The following is a 20,006-nucleotide window of genomic DNA, read 5'->3' as shown; positions in this document are numbered from 1 at the left end:
GAGGTTTGGGGGCGCCTCAATATTGAAGCAATGTGCCATTACGAATAAATGGGTCGCGGTAAATATTTATTACCTGCCACCGTGAGCATGCATTACCGATTTGTTCAGAGCACGAAACGCTGAACCATGACGTTCAGATCGGTCGCCAGCACTGAAAGCGCATTACTGGCGACTGTCGTTTGATGCGCACCGGACGCGCTTTGAGCCGACAAGTCGCGAATACTGCTGAGGTTGCGGTCCACTTCACCGGCTACTTGTGCCTGTTGCTCAGCCGCGCTGGCGATCAGCAGGTTGCGGTCGTTGATGGTGGAGGTTGAGCTGATGATCACGGTCAACGCTTCGCCGGTCGCGGCGGCCTGTTCAAGGGTTACGTTGGCTTGAGTTGCCGTGAGCCGCAGCGCCTGGGCTGTTTCCTGAGTGCTCTGCTGCACGCTGTTGATCAGCCCTTCGATTTCCGTGGTCGACGCACTGGTGCGTTGAGCCAGGGAGCGAACTTCATCGGCTACTACGGCAAATCCGCGTCCGGCCTCACCCGCACGAGCGGCTTCGATGGCGGCATTGAGTGCCAGCAGGTTGGTCTGATTGGCAATCGCGCGTATTACATCAAGGATTTTGCTGATGCTCAAAGTGCGCTCAGCAAGCCCTTCAGCCTGATGCGAAGTATCTAGCACACTGCCGGTCAGTTCCTTGATCGAGCCAATGGTGTCGGCGAGGCGCGCTTTACCGTTGGCCGCCGCTTCGTTCGACGCCAGAGATTCGGTTGCCGTGTTGCTGGCATTGCTGGCGACTTCCATGGCCGCCTGACTCATCTGGTTGACCGCGACTGCTGCTTGCTCGATTTCGCTGTTCTGCAGCTTCAGATTTTCCGCGCCGGATTCGGCGATGCTGCCCATTTCCTGCACCGACTGCGAAAGCTGGTTGGCCGCCGCGTAGATCTGCTCGATGGTGGTGTGCAGATTGCCGCGCATCCGGCCGAGCATCGTCAACAACTGAGCTGTTTCGTCCTTGCCTTCGGGGATCGTCTGCGGGCTCAGGTCACCATTGGCGATGGTGCTGGCAATCTTCAACGCCTGACGGACCGGGCGAATGATGCTGACGCTCAAGCGCCAGGCCAGCAGCAAGGTCAGGGTCAGTACGGCGGCGATAACGCTGAGCGCGATGATCCGGGTCTGGGCGTAACTGGCACTGGCATTTTCGACAGCAGTTGCCGCGCTTTGCTTGTTCAGTTCGCGCAGCAGTTGCACCTGCATGTCCATCAGGTCGCCCTGCAAGGACAGCATGGTATTGGCAAGCATGCGTGCGTCTTCAATCTTGCGCTGTTCAATCAGCGCGATCTCGTCGTAAAGGCCGGGGATGAACGCTTTGTAAGCATCCTGCAACGCGACAAGGGAATCTCGCTCAGTGCTGTCCTTGACGTGGGCCAGATAGTCAGCGAAGCCTTTTTCGGCATCATTCTTCAGGGTTTCGACGTTGATCTTGCTGGTGACCACTGCGCCGGGGTCGTCAGCATTGGCGATCAGACGGATGCTTTCGCTGCGCATTTTGATCAGTGTGATCGCCAGCGCATCCGCCATGGCGATGCTGGGCAGCGAGCCGCTTTCCACGGTCTCACCCTGATTACGAATCTCCTGCATCTGGAGCAGACAGAACGCGCCCAGTCCTACGGTAAGCAGCGAAGTGATCCCGAAACAAATCACCAGACGCTGAGTGATCCTGAAGCGGCGCAGGACAGCAGTAGCCCCGGAAGTAGCCCCGGAACGTCGGCGGAAAATGGCAGGTATTAACTTTTTCACGGCAGGCAAACCCAGTCGATAGACGCATCGGAGACTGGGTTATAGGGCAGTTATGTGATGTCTTTGTGACATCGCAGAATTTGGCGTCAAATTTCCGATGATCCGCCCGTCAAAAGGTTTGCGGTGCACCGACTTCCTGCATCAGCTCATCCAGAAAACGCTTCATACGGGAAAAGCTTAGTGTGGAAATGATCCACGGTGAAAGCTTGTCGTCGTAATCACGGTGTGACGCGTGTGGGTTCTGCGGGTCATACAGGCCACTGTCCATTCAAACGTATTGCCAATGGATATCCAAGCCTGCATCATTTGTTAATGATTTTCATTGGCAATCGAGATGTCTCACGTTCTGCAACGTCGTAATGACTTACTTGTTCGCCTGTTTGGCGAGCATCACGGCTGGCTGCTGGATCGTCTACGTGCACGAATGGGGTGTCGCCATGACGCAGCGGACATGGCCGCAGAAACGTTTGCCCACGTGGTGGCGTTGCCCGATACGCAGGTGATCCGTGAGCCTAGAGCTTTACTGACGACGATTGCCAAAAGGCTGATATTTGCTAGTTGGCGTCGGCGTGATCTGGAGCGTGCCTATCTCGAATCGCTGGCCGCCGAGCCCGAACTGTTCGAGCCCTCTCCCGAAGCGCGTTATCTGGTGATGGAAGCCTTGCTGGAGGTGGACCAGCTGCTTCACGGCCTTTCTTCCAGGGCCAGAGCTGCTTTTCTTTACAGTCAGCTGGACGGTTGGACCTACGCCCGGATCGGCGCTGAACTCGGTGTTTCCGCACCGCGGGTGCATCAATACGTTGTGCAAGGCCTCAAAGCCATTTGTGCGGTTGAGCGATGAGCGAGCTGCCCGTAGCCCTTGAACAGGCCATCGAATGGCATGCTCGCCAGGCTTCAGGACAGTTCACTGAAGGGGAACGTCAAGCGTTTGAGCGTTGGCTTGCGGCTGATCAATCCCACGTAGCGGCATGGAATGGTCTGCGTTCACGGCTTGATCAGACGTTCTCGCACTTGTCCGGCAGCCGCGCCCGTCAGGTCTTGATTACCGGGACCAGTCGTCGTCATTTGCTGCGCGGTGCGTTGGCCGTTGGCGGTTGTGCGCTGGCCGCTCGGCTGGTGACCTGGCCGGGCATGCCGCTGGACAGGCTGGCCGCAGATATTACGACTGCCAACGCCCAGCGCCAGACGTTTGTTCTGGCGGATGGCTCCAGCCTGACCTTGAACGCAGAAAGTGCTATCGATGTGAATTTCACCGCGAGCATGCGCACGGTGCGTTTGCTGCGCGGAAGTCTGATGGCAAGCATCGAATCCCAAGACCGTCCGTTCCAGTTGGTTTGCAAGGACGGCAGCGCGCAGTTGGCCTCCGGTCGGTGTTTGCTGAGCCAGTATCAGGATCACGCGCAGTTCTGGTTGAAAACCGGCACTGCGCAGCTCCGGTCGCAGCGTCAGGCGCTAGCGCTGACTAACGGGCATGGCGCGCGTCTGGATGCGCTGGGCTTACATCCATTGCCGGTCAGCCCAACCGATCCCGGTGCCTGGGTGCGTGGTTTGCTGGAGGTCAGTGATCAATCCCTCGGACAAGTGATCGACTCGCTGCGTCCTTATCGGCGTGGGGTGTTGCAGGTTTCTGATGCTGCGGCTTCTTTGCGTATCTCAGGTGTCTTCAATCTGGATAACAGCGATCAGGCCCTGGCAGCCTTGAAAGATATCCTGCCGCTGCGCATTGATCACTATTGGGGGCTATGGACCCGGATTGATCGGGTCTGAACGGCCCCGCTGGAAATAAAATCCCGATAGCCCTTAACAAATCGCCACCTCACTTCACAGAACAGGTAAAGGCGCCAGATTGTGCGCTCCGTTTTGCCAGCGAGGTTTAGCATTGTTCATGCGTCCATCTTTTTTTACTCCGTTGTTCATGAGCCTGGCGATTGCCACTTCGGTAAGCGTTCAGGCTGCTGAAACACTGTATGACTTCTCTTTGTCTGCCGGGCCATTGACTGACACCCTGATTCAAATCGGTCAGCAAAGCTCGCGGCAGATTCTGTTCATACCCACTGATGTTGCCCAACGGGTTTCTGCACCAGTGAACGGCAGAATGAGCGCTGCGTCGGCAATGGAGCGTGCATTGCAGGGGAGCGGTCTGCGTCTGCAGGTCACGGCCAGTGGGGCGCTAAGCGTGCAGCCGGTGCCGAGTCAGGGAATGACGCTCGAAGCGACCAGCATCAACGCCGCTATTGCGGGAGATGGCAGCAACGGTGAGCCAGCGGGGTACGTTGCCCAGCGTAGCAGTGTGGGGACCAAGACCGATGCATCGTTGCTGGAAACGCCGCAATCAGTGTCGGTGGTGACCCGCGCCGAAATGGATCAGCGCAAAAGCGATAACCTCTCTGACGCGCTCAAATACACCCCCGGTTTTACCAGTCAGCCGAGCGGCTTCAGCCGCACTGCCGATGATTACACGCTGCGCGGCTTCAACGTTGGCGCGGGTACCGGCGGCATTCTTCGTGATGGCATGAAGCTGCAGTCCAACCCGTATGACGGTAGCGTCGAGGCTTACGGCCTTGAGCGCGTAGAAGTGCTCAAAGGTGCGTCGTCGGTGCTTTACGGTCAACTCTCGCCGGGTGGCATGATCAATACCGTCAGCAAGCGCCCCACGGATACGCCTTTGCACGAAGTTGGCGTGGAGTTCGGCAACCATGATCGACGCCAGTACACCTTCGACCTGGGTGGCCCGCTGGACGATCAGGGCCAGTTCAGTTACCGGCTGACCGGCTTATGGCGCGACAGTGATACTCAGGTCGACCACGTTGATGATGATCGGCGTTACATCGCACCAGCCATCACCTGGCGTCCCAACGACGATACTTCATTGACAGTGCTGGCCAGCCATCAGGAAACCTATACCGGCTTCGCCCCGCCCACCAGCTATCGCATGACGACTTACAGTTCAACGCCTGGGTACAAGATTGGCCGTGATCAATTCACCGGTGAACCGGGCTACGACCATTTCAACAACCGTATGGATACCCTGGGTTACCTGTTCAGCCACGATTTCAATGAGAACCTGAAGGTCAATCACAGCCTGCGTTACTTTCAGGCGAACACAGACTGGAATTACATGATTCCGTTCTCCATCGTCGGTTCTAATCTGCTTCGACGTTACAGCGAGCGAGACGAACGTTCGACCGGCTGGACGACCGACAATAATGTGCAGTACACCATCGAGAGCGGATCGTGGAAGCACACCTTGCTCGCGGGCGTCGACTACTACCATAAGACCTATGATTCGCATCGCCACATCAGCGGCACGCTGGCGCAGTTCGCGCCACCATTGAATCTGGCCAACCCGGTTTACACCGGTGTGGGCGCCAATACCGCTGCAGACAGTGGTTCGGATCTGCACAGTGCCCAGTCAGGTATTTACCTGCAGGACCAGATCACCTTCGATGAAAAGTGGGTGTTGTTGCTGGGTGGACGACAGGACTGGGCCGAGAGCCGCACAACCAGTCATGCTGATGACAGCCGCCAGTCACGCAATGACAAGAAGGCGACCGGGCGTATCGGTCTGGTCTACCTCGCCGAAAACGGTCTGGCTCCTTACGTGAGCTACAGTCAGTCCTTCCAGCCTGCCAGTGTCAGCAACCCTGCTTTTGGCAACGCCTTTGCGCCGCTTGAAGGTGAGCAATACGAGTTGGGGCTGCGCTATCAGCCGCCAGGCACCGAGACAATGATCAGTGCGGCGGTGTATCAGCTCACCCAGGACAACGCCCTCAGCTACGATGCTGCCAGTGCGACCTACGTGCAGTACGGTAAAACCCGCTCCAAGGGGCTTGAGCTGGAAGCCAAGACAGAGGCCACTGACAACCTGACGCTGACAGCGGGCTATGCCTATACCGATTCGCATGTCATCGAAGATCAGACGGCGACTAACGTCGGAAAGCGTATCGAAGGCGTTCCGTATCACAGCGCCAGCGTCTGGGCGAGCTATCGTCTGGGCGCATTCGGTATCCCGCAAATGCGCGTGGCTGCAGGTGCTCGCTACATCGGCACGACCCGTACTACACCGACAGACTATGAAGGCAAGATAGGCGCTTACACCTTGGTTGACGCACTGGTCAGCTATGAAATCGGCAGGCACTGGGAGGTGGCCGCCAAGGCTCAGAACCTCGCGGACCGCAAATACCTGTACTGCAACACAACCTGCCGGTACGGCGATGAGCGAAGTGTGATTGGATCGGTGAGTTATCGCTGGTAGCCAGAGTCCGCGTAAACGCCGGATGTTCCAGGCGCTGCCGAAGCTGCGAATGGTGGTGTGTCAGGTGTATCGCTTTCGCAGCCTGCGGCAGATCTCATCAAACAACATGCAAGCGAATGGATTGAAATGCATTTTCTGTAGGAGCTGCCGAAGGCTGCGAAGGATTTATCCTGACACCGCCATTCGCAGCCTGCGGCAGCTCCTACAGAGGTCGTGAATCAGAAAACCAACTTGTACCCAATAAATGCCAGCATGATCGCCAGACACGGACGCAGAATGTCATCCGACACCCGGCCCGCAAGGTGGCTGCCCAGATAAATCCCCGGCAGCGAACCCAGCAGCAGGAAGCCCAGAATCCCCCAGTCCATATTGCCCATCCCGGCATGACCCAGACCTGCAACCAGCGTCAGCGGCACGGCATGGGCGATTTCGGTGCCGACCAGACGGCGGGTGGCGAGGAAGGGGTAAAGAATGAACAGCGCCACGGTGCCCAGCGCTCCAGCACCAATTGAAGTCAGGGCAACCATGGTGCCAAGAATCAGACCAGTGAAGACCGTCAGCGCATTCAGGCTCTTGCCGCTGGGGTTATAGCTGCCACCAGCGCGGTTGTGGGCGAACGCCAGTAGACGTTTCTTGAAGAACACCGCGGCGGCGGTGAGCAACAGAACAACGCCCAAGGCCTGCTTGATCACAGCGTTCATGGCATCGGGCGCGGCGTGCAGAGAGCTGAGGAACCACAACGTCAGCAGCACAGCCGGGACGCTGCCCATGGTCAGCCAGCCGGTGATCTTCCAGTCGATGTTGTCGTTTCTTTTATGAACCCACACACCGCCAGACTTGGTGATGGCTGCATACAAAAGATCGGTACCCACGGCGGTAGCGGGGTTGACCCCGAACCACAACAGAATAGGCGTCATCAGCGAACCGCCGCCCACGCCTGTCATGCCAACGATGAAGCCCACTACAAGACCTGCGACCACCAACCCCAAACCACCAAAATCCATTACAACTTCCCACAACAAAAAAGGGCGACTGTCAGAAAAAACTGGCGGGCAGCATAACGACGTTTTTAGGGATTTCTTATATCGATACGGTCTATCGATATATCTTTATTGGTGTTTGATAGGCACCGTCCCCTTGTCTATGACACTGCGCTGTCTAGTAGCAAAGATTGGACCCGTAGGAGCTGCCGAAGGCTGCGATCGCGGTGTATCAGGAGAAATGCTTCGCAGCCTTCGGCAGCTCCTACAGAAATGTATTTCAGGTCAGGTAATTGCATTTGGTTTGACAGGAGCCGTGCCCGTGTTCCTGACATTGCGCTGTCTTGTAGCAAACATTCGAACTGTAGGAGCTGCCGAAGGCTGCGATCGCGGTGTATCAGGAGAAATGCTTCGCAGCCTTCGGCAGCTCCTACAGAAATGTATTTCAGGTCAGGTAATTGCATTTGGTTTGACAGGAGCCGTGCCCGTGTTCCTGACATTGCGCTGTCTTGTAGCAAACATTCGAACTGTAGGAGCTGCCGAAGGCTGCGATCGCGGTGTATCAGGAGAAATGCTTCGCAGCCTTCGGCAGCTCCTACAGGAAATGTATTTCAATCAGGTAGTTTGCATTTTGTCTGACGAGAGCAGGATTGATTAACGACCGAAATGCGCAAAGCGTCCGGTAAAGCGTTTGGCCAGCGGAAAGGCCAGATCCCCATGTTTGCTGGTAGCGAGCCCAAGTTCACCCAAAGCCTCGGCGAGTTTCACGGCTGCGGCGACGCCATCAACCACTGGTAAGCCGGTCATCTCGCTGACTAGCCCCGGCAAGTCCGCCATGCCACCGCAACCGAGAATAATTGCCCCCGCACCTTCGTTATCCCGGGCCTGTATCGCCTGTTCGGCAATGCGTTCTGCCAAGGCTTGCTCACCCATGCTTTCCAGTTCCAGAACCGGCACATCGACACAGCGCACCGAGGTGCAATGCTCGGTCATGCCGTAATTGCGCAACAGGTGCTCGGCAATGATTCGAGTGCGGGTCAGCGTTGTGACCACGGCAAAACGTGTGCAAATAAGGCTGGCAACATGAAAGGCGGCTTCGGCAATGCCGATCACCGGGCCTCGCGCCAGCTCTCGTGCGGCCAACAAACCCGGATCACCGAAGCAGGCGATGATGTGCGCATCGTATCCTGCAGCAACCCCTTTGCGAACTTCCTCGAGCACACCAACGGCCGCGATGGCTTCGTCAAAATGGCCTTCGATGGATTCCGGGCCAGACTCGGGGCAGCAGGCGATGATCTCTGTGCCGGGGCGCGCAACTGCACGAGCGGCGCGGCCGATACTGGCGGTCATGCTCTGGCTGGTGTTGGGATTGATGACCTGGATTTTCATTTATGGCTCGACTCGCGGATCAACGCTTGAAAATGGTTTTGAAGTCCGGCTCGACCGGCGTCACCTGATCGACCTGCAAGCTGGCGCGGATGCTTGCCAGATGTTTGCCCATCCATTGCGCAGCCGAAGCGCCTTTGCCTTCTTCGAGCAGCCCGAGCAATTCCTCGTGATCGCCACAGTCGCAGCCAACACTGTGCCGTGAGCCGTAAACAGCGATGATCAGAGACGAACGAGTGGTCAACTGGGCAACCTGTTCGGTCAGCACCTGATTGTCGGCCAGTGCGATCAACTGCACGTGAAAGCGCGCAGACAATTGAATGGCCCGGCTGTGCAAACCTTCGCGCTGGGCCTGGTGTTCTTGATCCACCAACGTACGCAGCGTTTTCAATTGCGCGGCATCTATCTGCTCCGCAACGGCAGACATTAACGCAGGCTCAATCAACTGGCGGGCGGCGAATACATCCTGAGCTTCTTTAGCGGTCGGCTGAGCGACCTCCGCGCCGCGATTGGTGCGCAAGGTCACCAGTCGCTCCAGTGCAAGCCTTTGCAGGACTTTGCGAATACCGGTGCGGCTGATGGCAAACACTTCAGCAAGGGCATCTTCCGGCAGGCGGGTGCCCGGCAACAGTCGGTGCTCGACGATGGCTTCAAGAATGTCCTGATAAATCTGTTCGTCGCGACTCAACGTCGAATCGCTCATGGCAGGACTGGCTAGGAAGAGAGGATTCATAGGGCCGCTTTAACCGGTGAATGTGAGGCTGATCGTATACAAACTCTGTACGGTTTGCCATCACTCACTTGGTGTGTCGCAACACTGATTGTATGCACTGCCAGTGCGCATCTATGCACTTTAATCGCGCATTTGCTGGCTTTCATTGATATCGATCAATTTCGCATAAGGCTTCTACTGCCTGCCCTGCGAGCCAATTCCTATGGTTTGGCATGCATCATGCCTTTCAGATCGTATACAAATAAAGCCAGCCTCCGTATGCAGTCTCCGGAGCGGCATCGATCAGAGGAGAGTGCGTGCGATGAATCCAGAAATTCCAAAGGGCTACAGCCCTCGCTTGTACAACGAAGATCTTGGCCCGGTTAAACAGAAGTGGACCTGGTACAACATCTTCGCGTTCTGGATGAGCGACGTGCACAGCGTGGGTGGCTATGTCTTCGCCGCCAGCCTGTTTGCGCTGGGCCTGGCCAGTTGGCAAGTGTTGATCGCTTTGCTGGTCGGGATCTGCATCATTCAGGTCATTGCCAACCTGCTCGCCAAGCCGAGTCAGCAAGCCGCCGTGCCTTATCCAGTCATTTGCCGATTAGCATTCGGTGTCTTCGGCGCCAACATTCCAGCAGTGATTCGCGGCTTGATCGCCGTCGCCTGGTATGGGGTGCAAACCTACCTGGCGTCCAGCGCGCTGGTTATCGTGGTGTTGCGCTTCTTCCCGTCCATGGAAAGTCTCGCTCAGGTGCAATTCGCCGGTTTGTCTTATCTGGGCTGGATGGGCTTTTTGACCCTGTGGGTGCTACAGGCCATCGTATTCTGGCGCGGTATGGATTCGATTCGCCGTTTCATCGACTGGGCCGGGCCGGTGGTCTACGCGGTCATGTTCATTCTTGCTGGCTGGATCGTCTGGAAAGCAGGCTGGAGCAACATCAGCTTTACCCTGTCGGAAAAATCCCTGAGCGGTTGGGAAGCATTCGGTCAGGTGGTCATGGCAACCGCGCTGGTGGTGTCTTACTTCTCCGGTCCTACCCTGAACTTCGGTGATTTCAGTCGTTATTGCCGAAGCATGGCTGACGTCAAACGCGGAAATTTCTGGGGCTTGCCGGTGAATTTCCTGGCGTTCTCGCTGGTGACGGTGGTGATCGTCTCCGGCACCTTGCCGGTGTTCGGTGAAATGATCCACGACCCGATCGCCACCGTAGCGCGTATCGACAACACCGTTGCCGTATTGCTGGGCGCTTTTGCCTTCGTGACCGCAACCATCGGCATCAACATCGTGGCCAACTTCGTGTCCCCGGCCTTCGACTTCGCCAACTGCGCCCCAAGCAAAATCAGCTGGCGTGCAGGCGGCATGATTGCGGCTGTGGCCTCGATCTTTATCACGCCGTGGAACCTGTTCAACAACCCGGAAGTGATCCACTACACCCTGGACGTGTTGGCAGCCTTCATCGGGCCGTTGTTCGGCATCCTGCTGGTGGACTTCTACATCATCAAGAAGCAGCAGATTGATGTGGATGCGTTGTTCGACGACACCCCAACTGGCCGTTACTGGTACACCAATGGCTTCAACCCGGTCGCTATCAAAGCCTTGCTGGCCGCGACCCTGATCGGTCTGCTGTTTACCTTCGTGCCCTGGTTCAAACCCATCGCCAACTTCGCGTGGTTTACCGGGTGCTTCCTGGGCGGCGCGTTCTACCTGGTGCTGGCGCGTCGGGATGTAAGAGCGGCTGCGCCTGCGTTGGCGTGATGTTCACCTTTAACTGTAGGAGCGCGCTTGCCCGCGATAGCGTCAGTTCAGCAACCTGTTCGTTGTCTGGCAAGCCGCAATCGCGGGCAAGCGCGCTCCTACGGAATCAAAACAAAAAAAGCCCGGCACAGGGGGAGTGTCCGGGCTAAAGGTTTGTCTGGTAAATCAGGTTGATCAGAACCGCGGTTTAACCGCCTTCCAGTCCGGCTTGTAACGTTGCATCTGTTTCACGTCATCGCGCTGACGGATGCCACAAGTCAGGTATTGGTCATGCAGCTTGCCCAGTTGATCCCGGTCCAGCTCCAGCCCCAGTCCCGGTGCGCGGGTGATTTTCACGCAGCCGTCGACAATCGGCAGCTTGCCGCCCTTGATCACTTCCTCGTCCGGTTCCTGCCACGGGTAGTGGGTGTCGCAGGCGTAATCCAGATTCGGCACTGACGCCGCTACATGCGCCATCGCCATCAAGCTGATGCCCAAATGCGAGTTGGAGTGCATCGACACCCCGAGCCCGAAGGTGTCGCACATTTTTGCCAGCGCTTGCGTGTCACGCAGGCCGCCCCAGTAATGGTGATCAGCAAGCACAATCTGCACACTGTTGAGCGCGACGCTGCGGCGGAACTCATCGAAATCCGTCACCACCATGTTGGTAGCAAGCGGCAAACCGGTGCGTTTGTGCAGCTCGGACATGCCCTCAAGACCTGGCGTTGGGTCTTCGTAATACTGCAGATCGTCGCCCAGCAATTCGGCCATGCGAATCGACGTTTCCAGCGACCAGTTGCCGTTAGGGTCGATGCGCAATGGATAGCCCGGGAAAGCCTTTTTCAGCGCCTTGATGCAGGACACTTCATGCTCAGGTGGCAGGGTGCCGGCTTTGAGCTTGATGCTCTTGAATCCGTATTCCTCGATCATCCGCCGAGCCTGGGCAACGATCTGCTCCTCGCTCAGCGCCTCGCCCCAGTTGTCCGGCTTGTAGGGTGAATCTACATGCTGGGCATACTTGAAGAACAGGTAGGCGCTGAAGGGGATCTCGTCACGAATGGCACCACCCAACAGATCCACCAGCGGTACGTTCAGGTAATGCGCCTGCAAATCCAGAAACGCGACTTCAAAAGCTGAATAGGCATTGCTTACCGCTTTGCTGGCGTGGGAGCCGGGGGCCAGTTCGGCACCGGCAATGCTCGCCGGTTTATTGGCCGCCACGGTCGCCTGCACAATAGTGCGTAGCTGGTTGAGATTGAACGGATCAAGGCCAATCAGCTGGCTCTGCAGTTGCTGCTGGATCGCCAGCGCTGGAGCATCGCCGTAGCTTTCGCCCAAACCGATGTGCCCGTTATCGCTTTCAACTTCAATGATCGAGCGCAGCGCAAAAGGCTCGTGAATGCCGCTGGCGTTGAGCAGGGGCGGGTCGCGAAAGGCGATTGGGGTGACGGTTACGCGTTTGATTTTCAAGAGGCTGCTCCCGATGTCAGGGCTTGAGGCTTATTCATGTTTTTTTTCGTGTCGTCGTCTTCCGGCTTGCCGCCCAACACACTTGGCGCATCGCCGCGAGGCTTGGTGCGGGCGAAGAAGATCACCACTGCAGCTACCAGTGAAGTAATCGCCAGGCCATACAAACCGCCTTCGATGGAACCGGTGGTTTGCTCAAGGAAGCCAAACGCAGTGGGCGCAACGAAGCCGCCGAGGTTGCCGATGGAGTTGATCAGAGCGATGACTGCCGCAGCGATTCGCGCATCCAGATAACCTTGCGGGATTGGCCAGAACAGTGCCGAGGCCGCTTTGAAACCAATTGCTGCGAAGCAGATGGCGACGAACGCGAAGACCGGGCCGCCCGTGGTGGACATGAACATGCCGAACGAGGCGATCACCAATGTCACCGCGACCCACGCCTGCTGATATTTCCATTTGCTGGCCATGGCCGCGAAGCCGTACATGGCGATGATCGAAATGATCCACGGGATCGAGTTGAACAGGCCGACCTGGAAGTCGCCCATGTTGCCCATCTTCTTGATCATGCTCGGCAGCCAGAACGTGGCGCCGTAGATGGTCAGAGCGATGGAAAAGTAGATGAAGCAGAACAGCGCAATCTGTTTGTCGGCCAGCAGTTTGAACATCGACGGCTTGATGGTCTGTGAGGCTTCGCGTTCACGCTGCTCCGTAGCAATGGCGCCAATCAGCGCGTCTTTTTCTTCAGTGCTGAGCCATTTGGCTTCGCTGGGATGCGACTGCAGCCAGAACCAGACAAACGCGCAGAGCACCACCGAGGCGAAGCCTTCGATCAGGAACATCCACTGCCAGCCGTGCATGCCCAGCCCGCTGACATTGAGCAGCGCGCCCGATACCGGCCCGGAAATGACTGATGCGATGGCCGAGCCACTGAGGAAGATCGCCATGGCCTTGCCGCGATCAGCGCCGGGCAACCACTGCGTGAAGTAATAAATGATGCCGGGGAAGAAGCCCGCTTCAGCCGCGCCTAGGATAAAACGCAGCACATAGAAACTGGTTTCACCTTGCACGAAAGCCATGGCCATTGCCGCCACGCCCCAGGTGAACATGATCCGCGTTAGCCATGCGCGAGCGCCGTAACGTTGCAGCAGCATGTTGGAAGGGACTTCGAAAATCGCGTAGCCAACGAAGAACAGCCCGGCACCCAGACCATAAGCGGCTGCGCCTATGCCCAGATCGGTTTCCAGATGGCTACGGACGAAGCCGATGTTCACCCGGTCAATGTAATTGACGATGAACATGATGACGAAGAGGGGCAGGACGTGGCGCTTGACCTTGGCGGCTGCCCGGGCAAGCGCTGAGGCGTCCGTCGGACTTTGGACTGTGTTCACTGAGGCGACTCCCGATCATTATTTTTTTGGGGACGAGTCGATCATGGACGCAGTCTTTGTTCCGGTCTAATCTAGATTGGCACTTGATTGATACCTGGAATGAATCAATGTTTGAGCTTGCCCAACTGCGTTGTTTCACCACCGTCGCCACCGAACTCAACTTTCGCCGCGCCGCTGAACGCCTGAATATGACCCAGCCACCCTTGAGTCGGCAGATTCAGTTGCTGGAGCATCATCTGGGAGTGGCGCTGTTTACCCGCAGCACTCGCAGCGTGGCATTGACGGCGGCAGGGCGGGCGTTTTTCGTGGAGGCGCAGAACCTGTTGGAACGCGCCCAGCAAGCTGCCGCATCCGCCAAGCGCTTTGCTGAAGGGGATATCGGTTCGGTGACCATCAGCTTCGTCGGCAGCGCGGTGTATGAGTTTCTGCCCAAGGTGATTGCCGAAGCGCGGCTCAAACAGCCGCAGGTAAAAATCTCGCTTGAAGAAATGAACACCTATCAGCAGCACGAAGCCATGCGGGCGCGGCGCATTGATCTGGGGATTGTTCGTTCACCCTTGCTGCAGCCAGGGTTTGCCACCGAGTGCCTGGTGCGTGAGCCGTTTGTGTTGGCGGTGCCCAGTACTCATCGGCTGGCTACTGCTGAAACGGTGTTAGTGTCGGATCTGGATGCCGAGCCGTTTCTGATGTATTCCCACGCCGCTTATCCGCCGTTCAACGAATTGCTGACCGGCATGTTCCGTTCGGCACGGGTGGCGCCGCAGTACGTGCAATGGCTGGGGTCGTCGCTGACGATTCTGGCACTGGTTAACGCCGGCATGGGCCTGGCGCTGGTGCCCCGCTGTGCAGCAAGCGTGGTGTTCAAGGGCGTGACGTTTCGCGACATCGATCTTGGGGAGGGCGTGCAAAGCGAACTGCACCTGATCTGGCGTTCGGACAATGACAATCCGGCGTTTGCTATGTTGCTGGATGCGATACGCGGGGCGGTGGCGGGGTCCCTGCAATAAATCTGGTGTACACAAAACCCTGTGGGAGCGAATTCATTCGCGAAAGCAGAGTGTCAGTCAAAGAAGATGTTGAGGCTGCTGACGTCTTCGCGAATGAATTCGCTCCCACAGGGTTTGAGTGTGTCTGTCGAGCTGTGTGGGCCCATTTCCTCAATTAGCCGCAACCTGCCCCGAAATCACCAGCGCCTTCAGCGAAGCATCGAACTGCTTCAACGCATTCACTTGCAGCACACGTTGCTGATCAATCTGCGCGGCGATTTCAGCGGCAGCCTTGTCATGCACCCACACAGAAGTCATTTCCTCGCCGCCATAACCTTCGGCCTTGCCGATGTACTGCAGGTTGGCGTCATAGAATTTGGCGACAAACCGCGCTTCAACCTGAGTATTACGCTGGGTCACCAGGCGGTTGTAAGTGTCGAGCATCACTACAACGTCAGGTCTGGCCTGCATCAGCGCATCAAGGTTGTCGTAGACAGTCACCGAGGCGAATTCTTTCTGCAGCGAACCTTTCAGCCAGTCGATGGCCAGTTTTGGATCGGAGCTATTGACGAAGGCTTCGCGAATTCTTGAATCCAGGTCGTTGTTCTTCGCGCCATTCAAAGCAACTGAATGGTATTGCTCAAGGTATTGAAGGGTGCTGATTGTGTTTTCGCTGTATAGCACACCCACCGACTGTGAATGCTGCAAGCCGGTGTTGCTGTCTGCGACCGGTTGTAAATGGCAAGTCGCTTGCCCGGCGGCGAAGGCAGGAGCAAAAGCACCGCCGGTCAATACGGCGACAAGCGTCAGCAGGGTAGAAACTCTCATCGCGTATTCCTCACAGGCGGTTCGGCATGTGGCTATCCTCCTCCTTTGCCGAAAAAAGCAGAACTTGCGAATTTTGATGGTGACTATCGATTGAATGAATGATGAGATTCTTGGGTGGAAATGCGTCCTATGTGGGAGCGAGGCTTGCCCGCGATAAGGCTGGACGCGGTTCACTTTAGATCGCGTCCAGCCTTATCGTCGGAATGCCGCCCAGACCAAGCCTCGCTCCTATCAAACAAACTACAACTATTTGATTTTGAGTACTTTTTCATCTGTAGGAGCGCGCTTGCCCGCGATCGCGTCAGCACAGGCAATATATTCATCGACTGACAGACCGAATCGCGGGCAAGCGCGCTCCTACAGGGTCCGTGTTTGCTGCGCGACCGCGTGGTGTCAGGGACACCGGGGCGACTCCCACAGGGATAGCATTCCAATTCAAGCTAGTGTGATTGCTTGATCGGCCCGACCTTCCCCACCAGTAAAGCCACTATTGCCAGCCCTTGAATCACCGCCGCCAAGGTAAATATCAATACCCCGCTATTCGCCTCACCACTCAACGACTTCACCACCCCGAAAATCGCCGGAGCAAAGGCATAACAGCCTTGCGCTGTCGCGACGATCAATGCCACGACGCGTTGGGTGTGCTGGCGTGGGAATTCCGCTTGAGCAATCAGTGGCGGCAGCGAAGTCGCGTTGCCGATGCCTGCGCCAAACAGGATCACACCCAGCCAGACCAGCCCTGGAGCCTGGTCAACGCCGAGCATTACGGTGCAGCCCAGCAATTGAACGCCATAACTCAGGCACGCCACATTGCGTCGGTTTACTTGTGCGGGCATGAACCAGCCGACCAGCGTCCGGCCAGCAATGGCACTGGCCGTTGCCAAACCCATCGCCAAGCCCGCTTGCTGCTCAGTCAGATGTTGAACAAGCACTAGAAACAAATGCGTAATCAATCCGATCTGAGCAAACAGGCCCAGCGACATGCCCGCTGCCAGGGTCAAAAATTGCCGATTGCGCCACAGCGAACCCGAGGGTGACACAGCCGGGTTGATTGCCTCGGCAGGCGGCTGGTCAGCACCGTCGGCGTATTGCCCCAGGTGTTCCGGGCGCAAGGCGAAGACATTGAACGCCAGCAGCGCAATAACGCTGATCGACAGGCCTCCCACCCACAGCGCTGCCTGACCAAAGCCAAGCTGACTGATCAGGTAAACCCACGCCGATGAAAAAATCACCCCGCCAATACTCGCGCCGTTGTAAGCCATGGCCAACGCGGCGGGGCGCTTGCTGACAAACCAGGGTGCGATGGCCGCATTGACCGCTGCCGCGCCCATGGTCACCCACCCCAAACCGCTGAGCAGCGCCGCAATAAACAGCTGATAAGGCTGATCCGCCACTGCCCAACCGTACACGCCAAACGCCAGGACGATGGAGCCCGCCAGCGTGACGCGAGCCAGACCAAAACGTTTATACAAACGCGGCAGGTTGACGATCACCAACGTGCCTGCCAGAAAGTGCAACGTCACTGCTGCCGAGCACAGTGACACCGACCAGTCCGTGCGCTGCAACACGGCATAGAGAAAAATCGGTGGTCCGTAGAATCCAATACCCCAGCCAAACACAGCCATTACAAACGTGGCAGCCACGACTTTGCTGCCAAAGAAACCCGGTTGCTTCATGACTCAATCCCTAAATGTGCTGTGAACCTCAGTATGATGAGCGCCTAAAACGATGCTTCAGGGATGGCTGAACTATGGATGTCGAATGCGCAGAGGTTTCGCTCGCCGAAGTCGCGGGTGCCATTGCTGATCCGGCTCGCTCGCGCATGTTGTGCAGCCTGCTCGACGGTCGGGCGCGTACTGCCACCGAACTGGCTGCGGTAGCCGACGTGAAAGCCTCCATGGCCAGCAATCACTTTTCGCGTCTGCGCGAGCACGGGCTGGTCGAGCAACTGGTACAGGGGCGACATCGCTATTACCGATTGGCCAACAGCAGAGTGGCGCGAGCACTGGAATCCTTGCTGTCGATCACAGGCCAACCCGCGACACCTTTCCAGCCCAGCACGCCTGCAGCACTGCGTCACGCGCGAACCTGTTACGACCACTGCGCAGGCGAGGTCGCGGTCAGGCTTCATGATGTCTTACTGAAAGCCAACTGGATCGAGGCGCAGGGCAAGGATTACACCCTCACCGAAAAGGGCGTCGAGCGACTGCTCAAACTGGGCGTCGATGTTGATGCCATGCGCGGCCAGCGCAGACGGCTGGCTTATCCGTGCATGGACTGGAGCGAACGCTCGCCGCACATCGGGGGCGCGCTGGGTGCCGCTATCCTGGAGCTAATGCTCAAGCGTGGCTGGGTCACCCGGCAGCTAGACTCCCGGGCCTTGAACGTCACGAGCAAAGGTCGTGACGCGTTGATCAAAACCTTCAGCGACTAAGCGTTAGCGTCAGGCTCGATGAATCGTGTCGGTTCACGCCCGTTGGCGTTGAGCTGATAAATCTCGGTCGGCCGGCCTTCGGCATCGAAAAACACCTGGCCCACACCCGCCGAATTCCACAGCCGCTCACCGGCTTTGCTGTGTTCGGGGATGCGCGGTACTACGCGCATCAGGCGTCGCTTGGTAAACCAGTTCAGTGGCGAGCGGGGGGAATACAGCCAGCGGTTCAGGCGGTCGAACCAGTCCAGCAGGCTTTGCGGGAATTCATTTTTCAGGCCGCTGCTGGTGACCTGCCAGATATGCGGGTTGGCGGTCCGGTGGCGAATCAGGATTTTATAGACGAACGAGTAATGCACGTCCCCCGAAAGGATCACGTAATTGCCTGGCGTGCGTGAGTGACGAAAGATATTCAGGATGACCTGCGCTGCGCCTCGATGCGCCATCCAGTTTTCGGCATCGACCAACAGAGGGTGACCGCACCAACTGAACACCTTTTGCACGGTTTCAATCAGCTTCACGCCGAACACCGGCGCGGGTGAAACGATGATCGCCGACGGGTGATCGAGCAAATCCTGTTGCAGTTCACTGAGCGCTTCCCAATCCAGCAGGCCAGAAGGCTGATGCAGGTTGAATTCGCTGCGCCAGCGCCGGGTCCGGGTGTCGAGCACCACCAGCGCGGGCGAGGTAGGCAGCACGTAATGCCATTGCTGAAACTTCAGCAGCCGGGTGATCAACGTATCCAGGGTTTCGCTCTGCAGATAACCGTTTGCATCAGGCGCTTGCTTGACCAGGTGCTGTGTCTGCTCCAGCAAATCAGGGAAGGCATCCGGATTATTGCCCCAGCCCTGGCACAGCAAATAGGCCAGCAGCGCATTGCCGATGATGCGCTTGGAAAACGGGTGGCCGTAGGCGGTCTCTTCCCATTTTGCCGAGAGGTTCCAGTCGTCCGTTACGTCATGATCGTCGAAGATCATCAGGCAGGATAAATGCGCGAAAACCCGCGCAACGCCCCCCAAACCGTCAACAAAAGCGTCGATACGTTGTTGTTCCTGCTCATAGCGAGGCTGTTCACCGGCTTCGAAAACCGGAGGCGTCGGGTTGATCAACGTCCACGGCACTGGCGACCAGACCAGCAGGTACATGGCGAGCACTTCGGAGAACGTCACAAGATGGTTGTCGGCCGTGCTGCTGGTGAAAATCGGTTTGCGCGCGCCACCGAAAAAACGTTCGCGCAGGGTGTCGTTACTCTTCAGCGCCGGTAACAGGTCGGCGCGGTTGTAGTAGCTGGCCGGATGGTTATAGAGCTCGGCGCTGTCGTCGACGATCGCACCTTCGAGACGCTCGTGGAACAGGCCCAGACGCTCGATCAACGCATGGATGGCGCGCAGCATTGGCCCGGCCACATCATCGGCGTAGATCTGATCGCCGCTCATCATCAACAGCGCAGGTCGATGTTCGGCATCCGGGTTGGCCGCCAGCAGCCGGTCGGCGCACAGCAGGCCTTCGTCTGAAGCGTGATGGGGTTTGCGGCAGGAGCCATGGAGCAGTTGTTCGATGGTGCTGCGCAGTACGAAATCCGGCAGGGATCGGTCGGGGTACAGCAAATGCGGTGCCCATTCAGCGATGCCTTGCTGGCCGTCGATCAATACATCGTAGGTAATGGCGATATCGCAGGGCAGGGCGTCATCCAGTGGCACGTCGATCAAGTGAATGAACGCACTGCGGCCTACCGCAACGACCTGACATTGCTGTTCATTCAACGGGTAATCACGGTCTGGCAAGCGCAGCGTCAACGTCAACGGCCGTGAACCCACCAGCCACATCACCAGACGCCGAGGCTCAAGGCGACGCAAAATCGGACCGGCAAGAACGGCGGGAAGGGAATCAGTTGAAGACATCCGGCAAATGCACCCAGGCAACAAAGAGCCGTCGATAGTACCTCAGTTGATCAGGAACTGAGGTGGGACCGGCTAAAGCCAGTCCCACTGGATCGCGGTTGACTTGAGTCGTGCGCAAATCGTGTGGGAGCGAATTCATTC

General features: G+C 57.4%; 17 protein-coding genes. 7 read left to right on the top strand and 10 right to left on the bottom strand.

What is annotated here, in order from left to right:
• Nucleotides 1-104: 104 nt before the first annotated feature.
• Both K3169_RS25135 and K3169_RS25130 read right to left on the bottom strand, forming a co-directional pair.
• Nucleotides 105-1,727: a methyl-accepting chemotaxis protein gene (locus K3169_RS25135; RefSeq protein WP_235664624.1), complete on the bottom strand. Its 1,623-nt coding sequence runs from the start codon at nt 1,725-1,727 to the stop codon at nt 105-107.
• A 175-nt stretch (nt 1,728-1,902) separates the two neighbouring features.
• A complete protein-coding gene (locus tag K3169_RS25130) occupies nt 1,903-2,061 on the bottom strand; it encodes a hypothetical protein (RefSeq protein ID WP_235664623.1) in 159 nt (52 codons plus the stop codon).
• Nucleotides 2,062-2,127: 66 nt separating this feature from the next.
• On the opposite strand from K3169_RS25130, the gene K3169_RS25125 reads away from it, so the two are divergent.
• From K3169_RS25125 to K3169_RS25115, 3 genes are all read left to right on the top strand, one after another.
• Entirely contained in the window at nt 2,128-2,634 is a 507-nt protein-coding gene (locus K3169_RS25125; protein WP_049826918.1) for a sigma-70 family RNA polymerase sigma factor, read from the top strand.
• The gene (locus K3169_RS25120; protein WP_231677781.1) at nt 2,631-3,560 is read left to right on the top strand and encodes a FecR domain-containing protein; all 930 of its coding nucleotides are present in this window, start codon (nt 2,631-2,633) and stop codon (nt 3,558-3,560) included. The genes K3169_RS25125 and K3169_RS25120 overlap by 4 nt, the downstream gene beginning before the upstream one ends.
• A 118-nt stretch (nt 3,561-3,678) precedes the next feature.
• Complete coding sequence (locus tag K3169_RS25115) at nt 3,679-6,048, top strand: TonB-dependent siderophore receptor (RefSeq protein WP_263268549.1); 2,370 nt, start codon at nt 3,679-3,681, stop codon at nt 6,046-6,048.
• A gap of 218 nt (nt 6,049-6,266) precedes the next feature.
• Here the strand turns inward: K3169_RS25115 and K3169_RS25110 are convergent, their stop codons facing one another.
• Nucleotides 6,267-7,052: a sulfite exporter TauE/SafE family protein gene (locus K3169_RS25110; RefSeq protein ID WP_122396320.1), complete on the bottom strand. Its 786-nt coding sequence runs from the start codon at nt 7,050-7,052 to the stop codon at nt 6,267-6,269.
• A 298-nt stretch (nt 7,053-7,350) separates the two neighbouring features.
• Between K3169_RS25110 and K3169_RS25105 the strand changes: the two genes are divergently transcribed.
• Complete coding sequence (locus tag K3169_RS25105; RefSeq protein ID WP_263268548.1) at nt 7,351-7,686, top strand: hypothetical protein; 336 nt, start codon at nt 7,351-7,353, stop codon at nt 7,684-7,686.
• On the opposite strand, the gene K3169_RS25100 is transcribed toward K3169_RS25105, so the two are convergent.
• The gene (locus K3169_RS25100) at nt 7,683-8,417 is read right to left on the bottom strand and encodes an aspartate/glutamate racemase family protein (protein WP_231677778.1); all 735 of its coding nucleotides are present in this window, start codon (nt 8,415-8,417) and stop codon (nt 7,683-7,685) included. The genes K3169_RS25105 and K3169_RS25100 overlap by 4 nt on opposite strands.
• A 19-nt stretch (nt 8,418-8,436) precedes the next feature.
• Nucleotides 8,437-9,147, bottom strand: coding sequence for a GntR family transcriptional regulator (locus K3169_RS25095; RefSeq protein WP_231677777.1), 711 nt, complete (start codon nt 9,145-9,147; stop codon nt 8,437-8,439).
• A gap of 301 nt (nt 9,148-9,448) precedes the next feature.
• On the opposite strand from K3169_RS25095, the gene K3169_RS25090 reads away from it, so the two are divergent.
• Nucleotides 9,449-10,885 (top strand): NCS1 family nucleobase:cation symporter-1, encoded by a 1,437-nt coding sequence (locus K3169_RS25090; protein WP_027902081.1) that lies wholly within the window; start codon nt 9,449-9,451, stop codon nt 10,883-10,885.
• Between the two features lie 174 nt (nt 10,886-11,059).
• Here K3169_RS25090 and K3169_RS25085 read toward each other — a convergent pair whose 3' ends face one another.
• Both K3169_RS25085 and K3169_RS25080 read right to left on the bottom strand, forming a co-directional pair.
• Complete coding sequence (locus K3169_RS25085) at nt 11,060-12,334, bottom strand: glucarate dehydratase family protein (protein WP_231677776.1); 1,275 nt, start codon at nt 12,332-12,334, stop codon at nt 11,060-11,062.
• Nucleotides 12,331-13,719, bottom strand: coding sequence for an MFS transporter (locus K3169_RS25080; protein WP_027902083.1), 1,389 nt, complete (start codon nt 13,717-13,719; stop codon nt 12,331-12,333). Before K3169_RS25080 ends, K3169_RS25085 begins: the two co-directional genes overlap by 4 nt.
• 107 nt (nt 13,720-13,826) lie before the next feature.
• Between K3169_RS25080 and K3169_RS25075 the strand changes: the two genes are divergently transcribed.
• A complete protein-coding gene (locus K3169_RS25075; RefSeq protein WP_231677775.1) occupies nt 13,827-14,726 on the top strand; it encodes a LysR substrate-binding domain-containing protein in 900 nt (299 codons plus the stop codon).
• 150 nt (nt 14,727-14,876) lie between these two features.
• Here K3169_RS25075 and K3169_RS25070 read toward each other — a convergent pair whose 3' ends face one another.
• The gene (locus K3169_RS25070; RefSeq protein WP_231677774.1) at nt 14,877-15,533 is read right to left on the bottom strand and encodes an ATPase; all 657 of its coding nucleotides are present in this window, start codon (nt 15,531-15,533) and stop codon (nt 14,877-14,879) included.
• Nucleotides 15,534-15,973: 440 nt separating this feature from the next.
• On the bottom strand, nt 15,974-17,209 hold the full coding sequence (locus K3169_RS25065; RefSeq protein WP_263268543.1) for an MFS transporter: 1,236 nt from the start codon (nt 17,207-17,209) through the stop codon (nt 15,974-15,976).
• Between the two features lie 74 nt (nt 17,210-17,283).
• On the opposite strand from K3169_RS25065, the gene K3169_RS25060 reads away from it, so the two are divergent.
• Entirely contained in the window at nt 17,284-17,967 is a 684-nt protein-coding gene (locus tag K3169_RS25060) for an ArsR/SmtB family transcription factor (protein ID WP_263268542.1), read from the top strand.
• Here K3169_RS25060 and K3169_RS25055 read toward each other — a convergent pair.
• Nucleotides 17,964-19,865 (bottom strand): alkaline phosphatase family protein, encoded by a 1,902-nt coding sequence (locus K3169_RS25055; protein WP_263268540.1) that lies wholly within the window; start codon nt 19,863-19,865, stop codon nt 17,964-17,966. The genes K3169_RS25060 and K3169_RS25055 overlap by 4 nt on opposite strands.
• Nucleotides 19,866-20,006: the final 141 nt, after the last annotated feature.

Origin of the sequence: Pseudomonas phytophila (assembly GCF_025643095.1) — a bacterium.
GTDB classification, from domain to species: Bacteria; Pseudomonadota; Gammaproteobacteria; order Pseudomonadales; family Pseudomonadaceae; genus Aquipseudomonas; species Aquipseudomonas quasicaspiana.
This window is presented reverse-complemented; position numbering and strand designations above follow the sequence as displayed.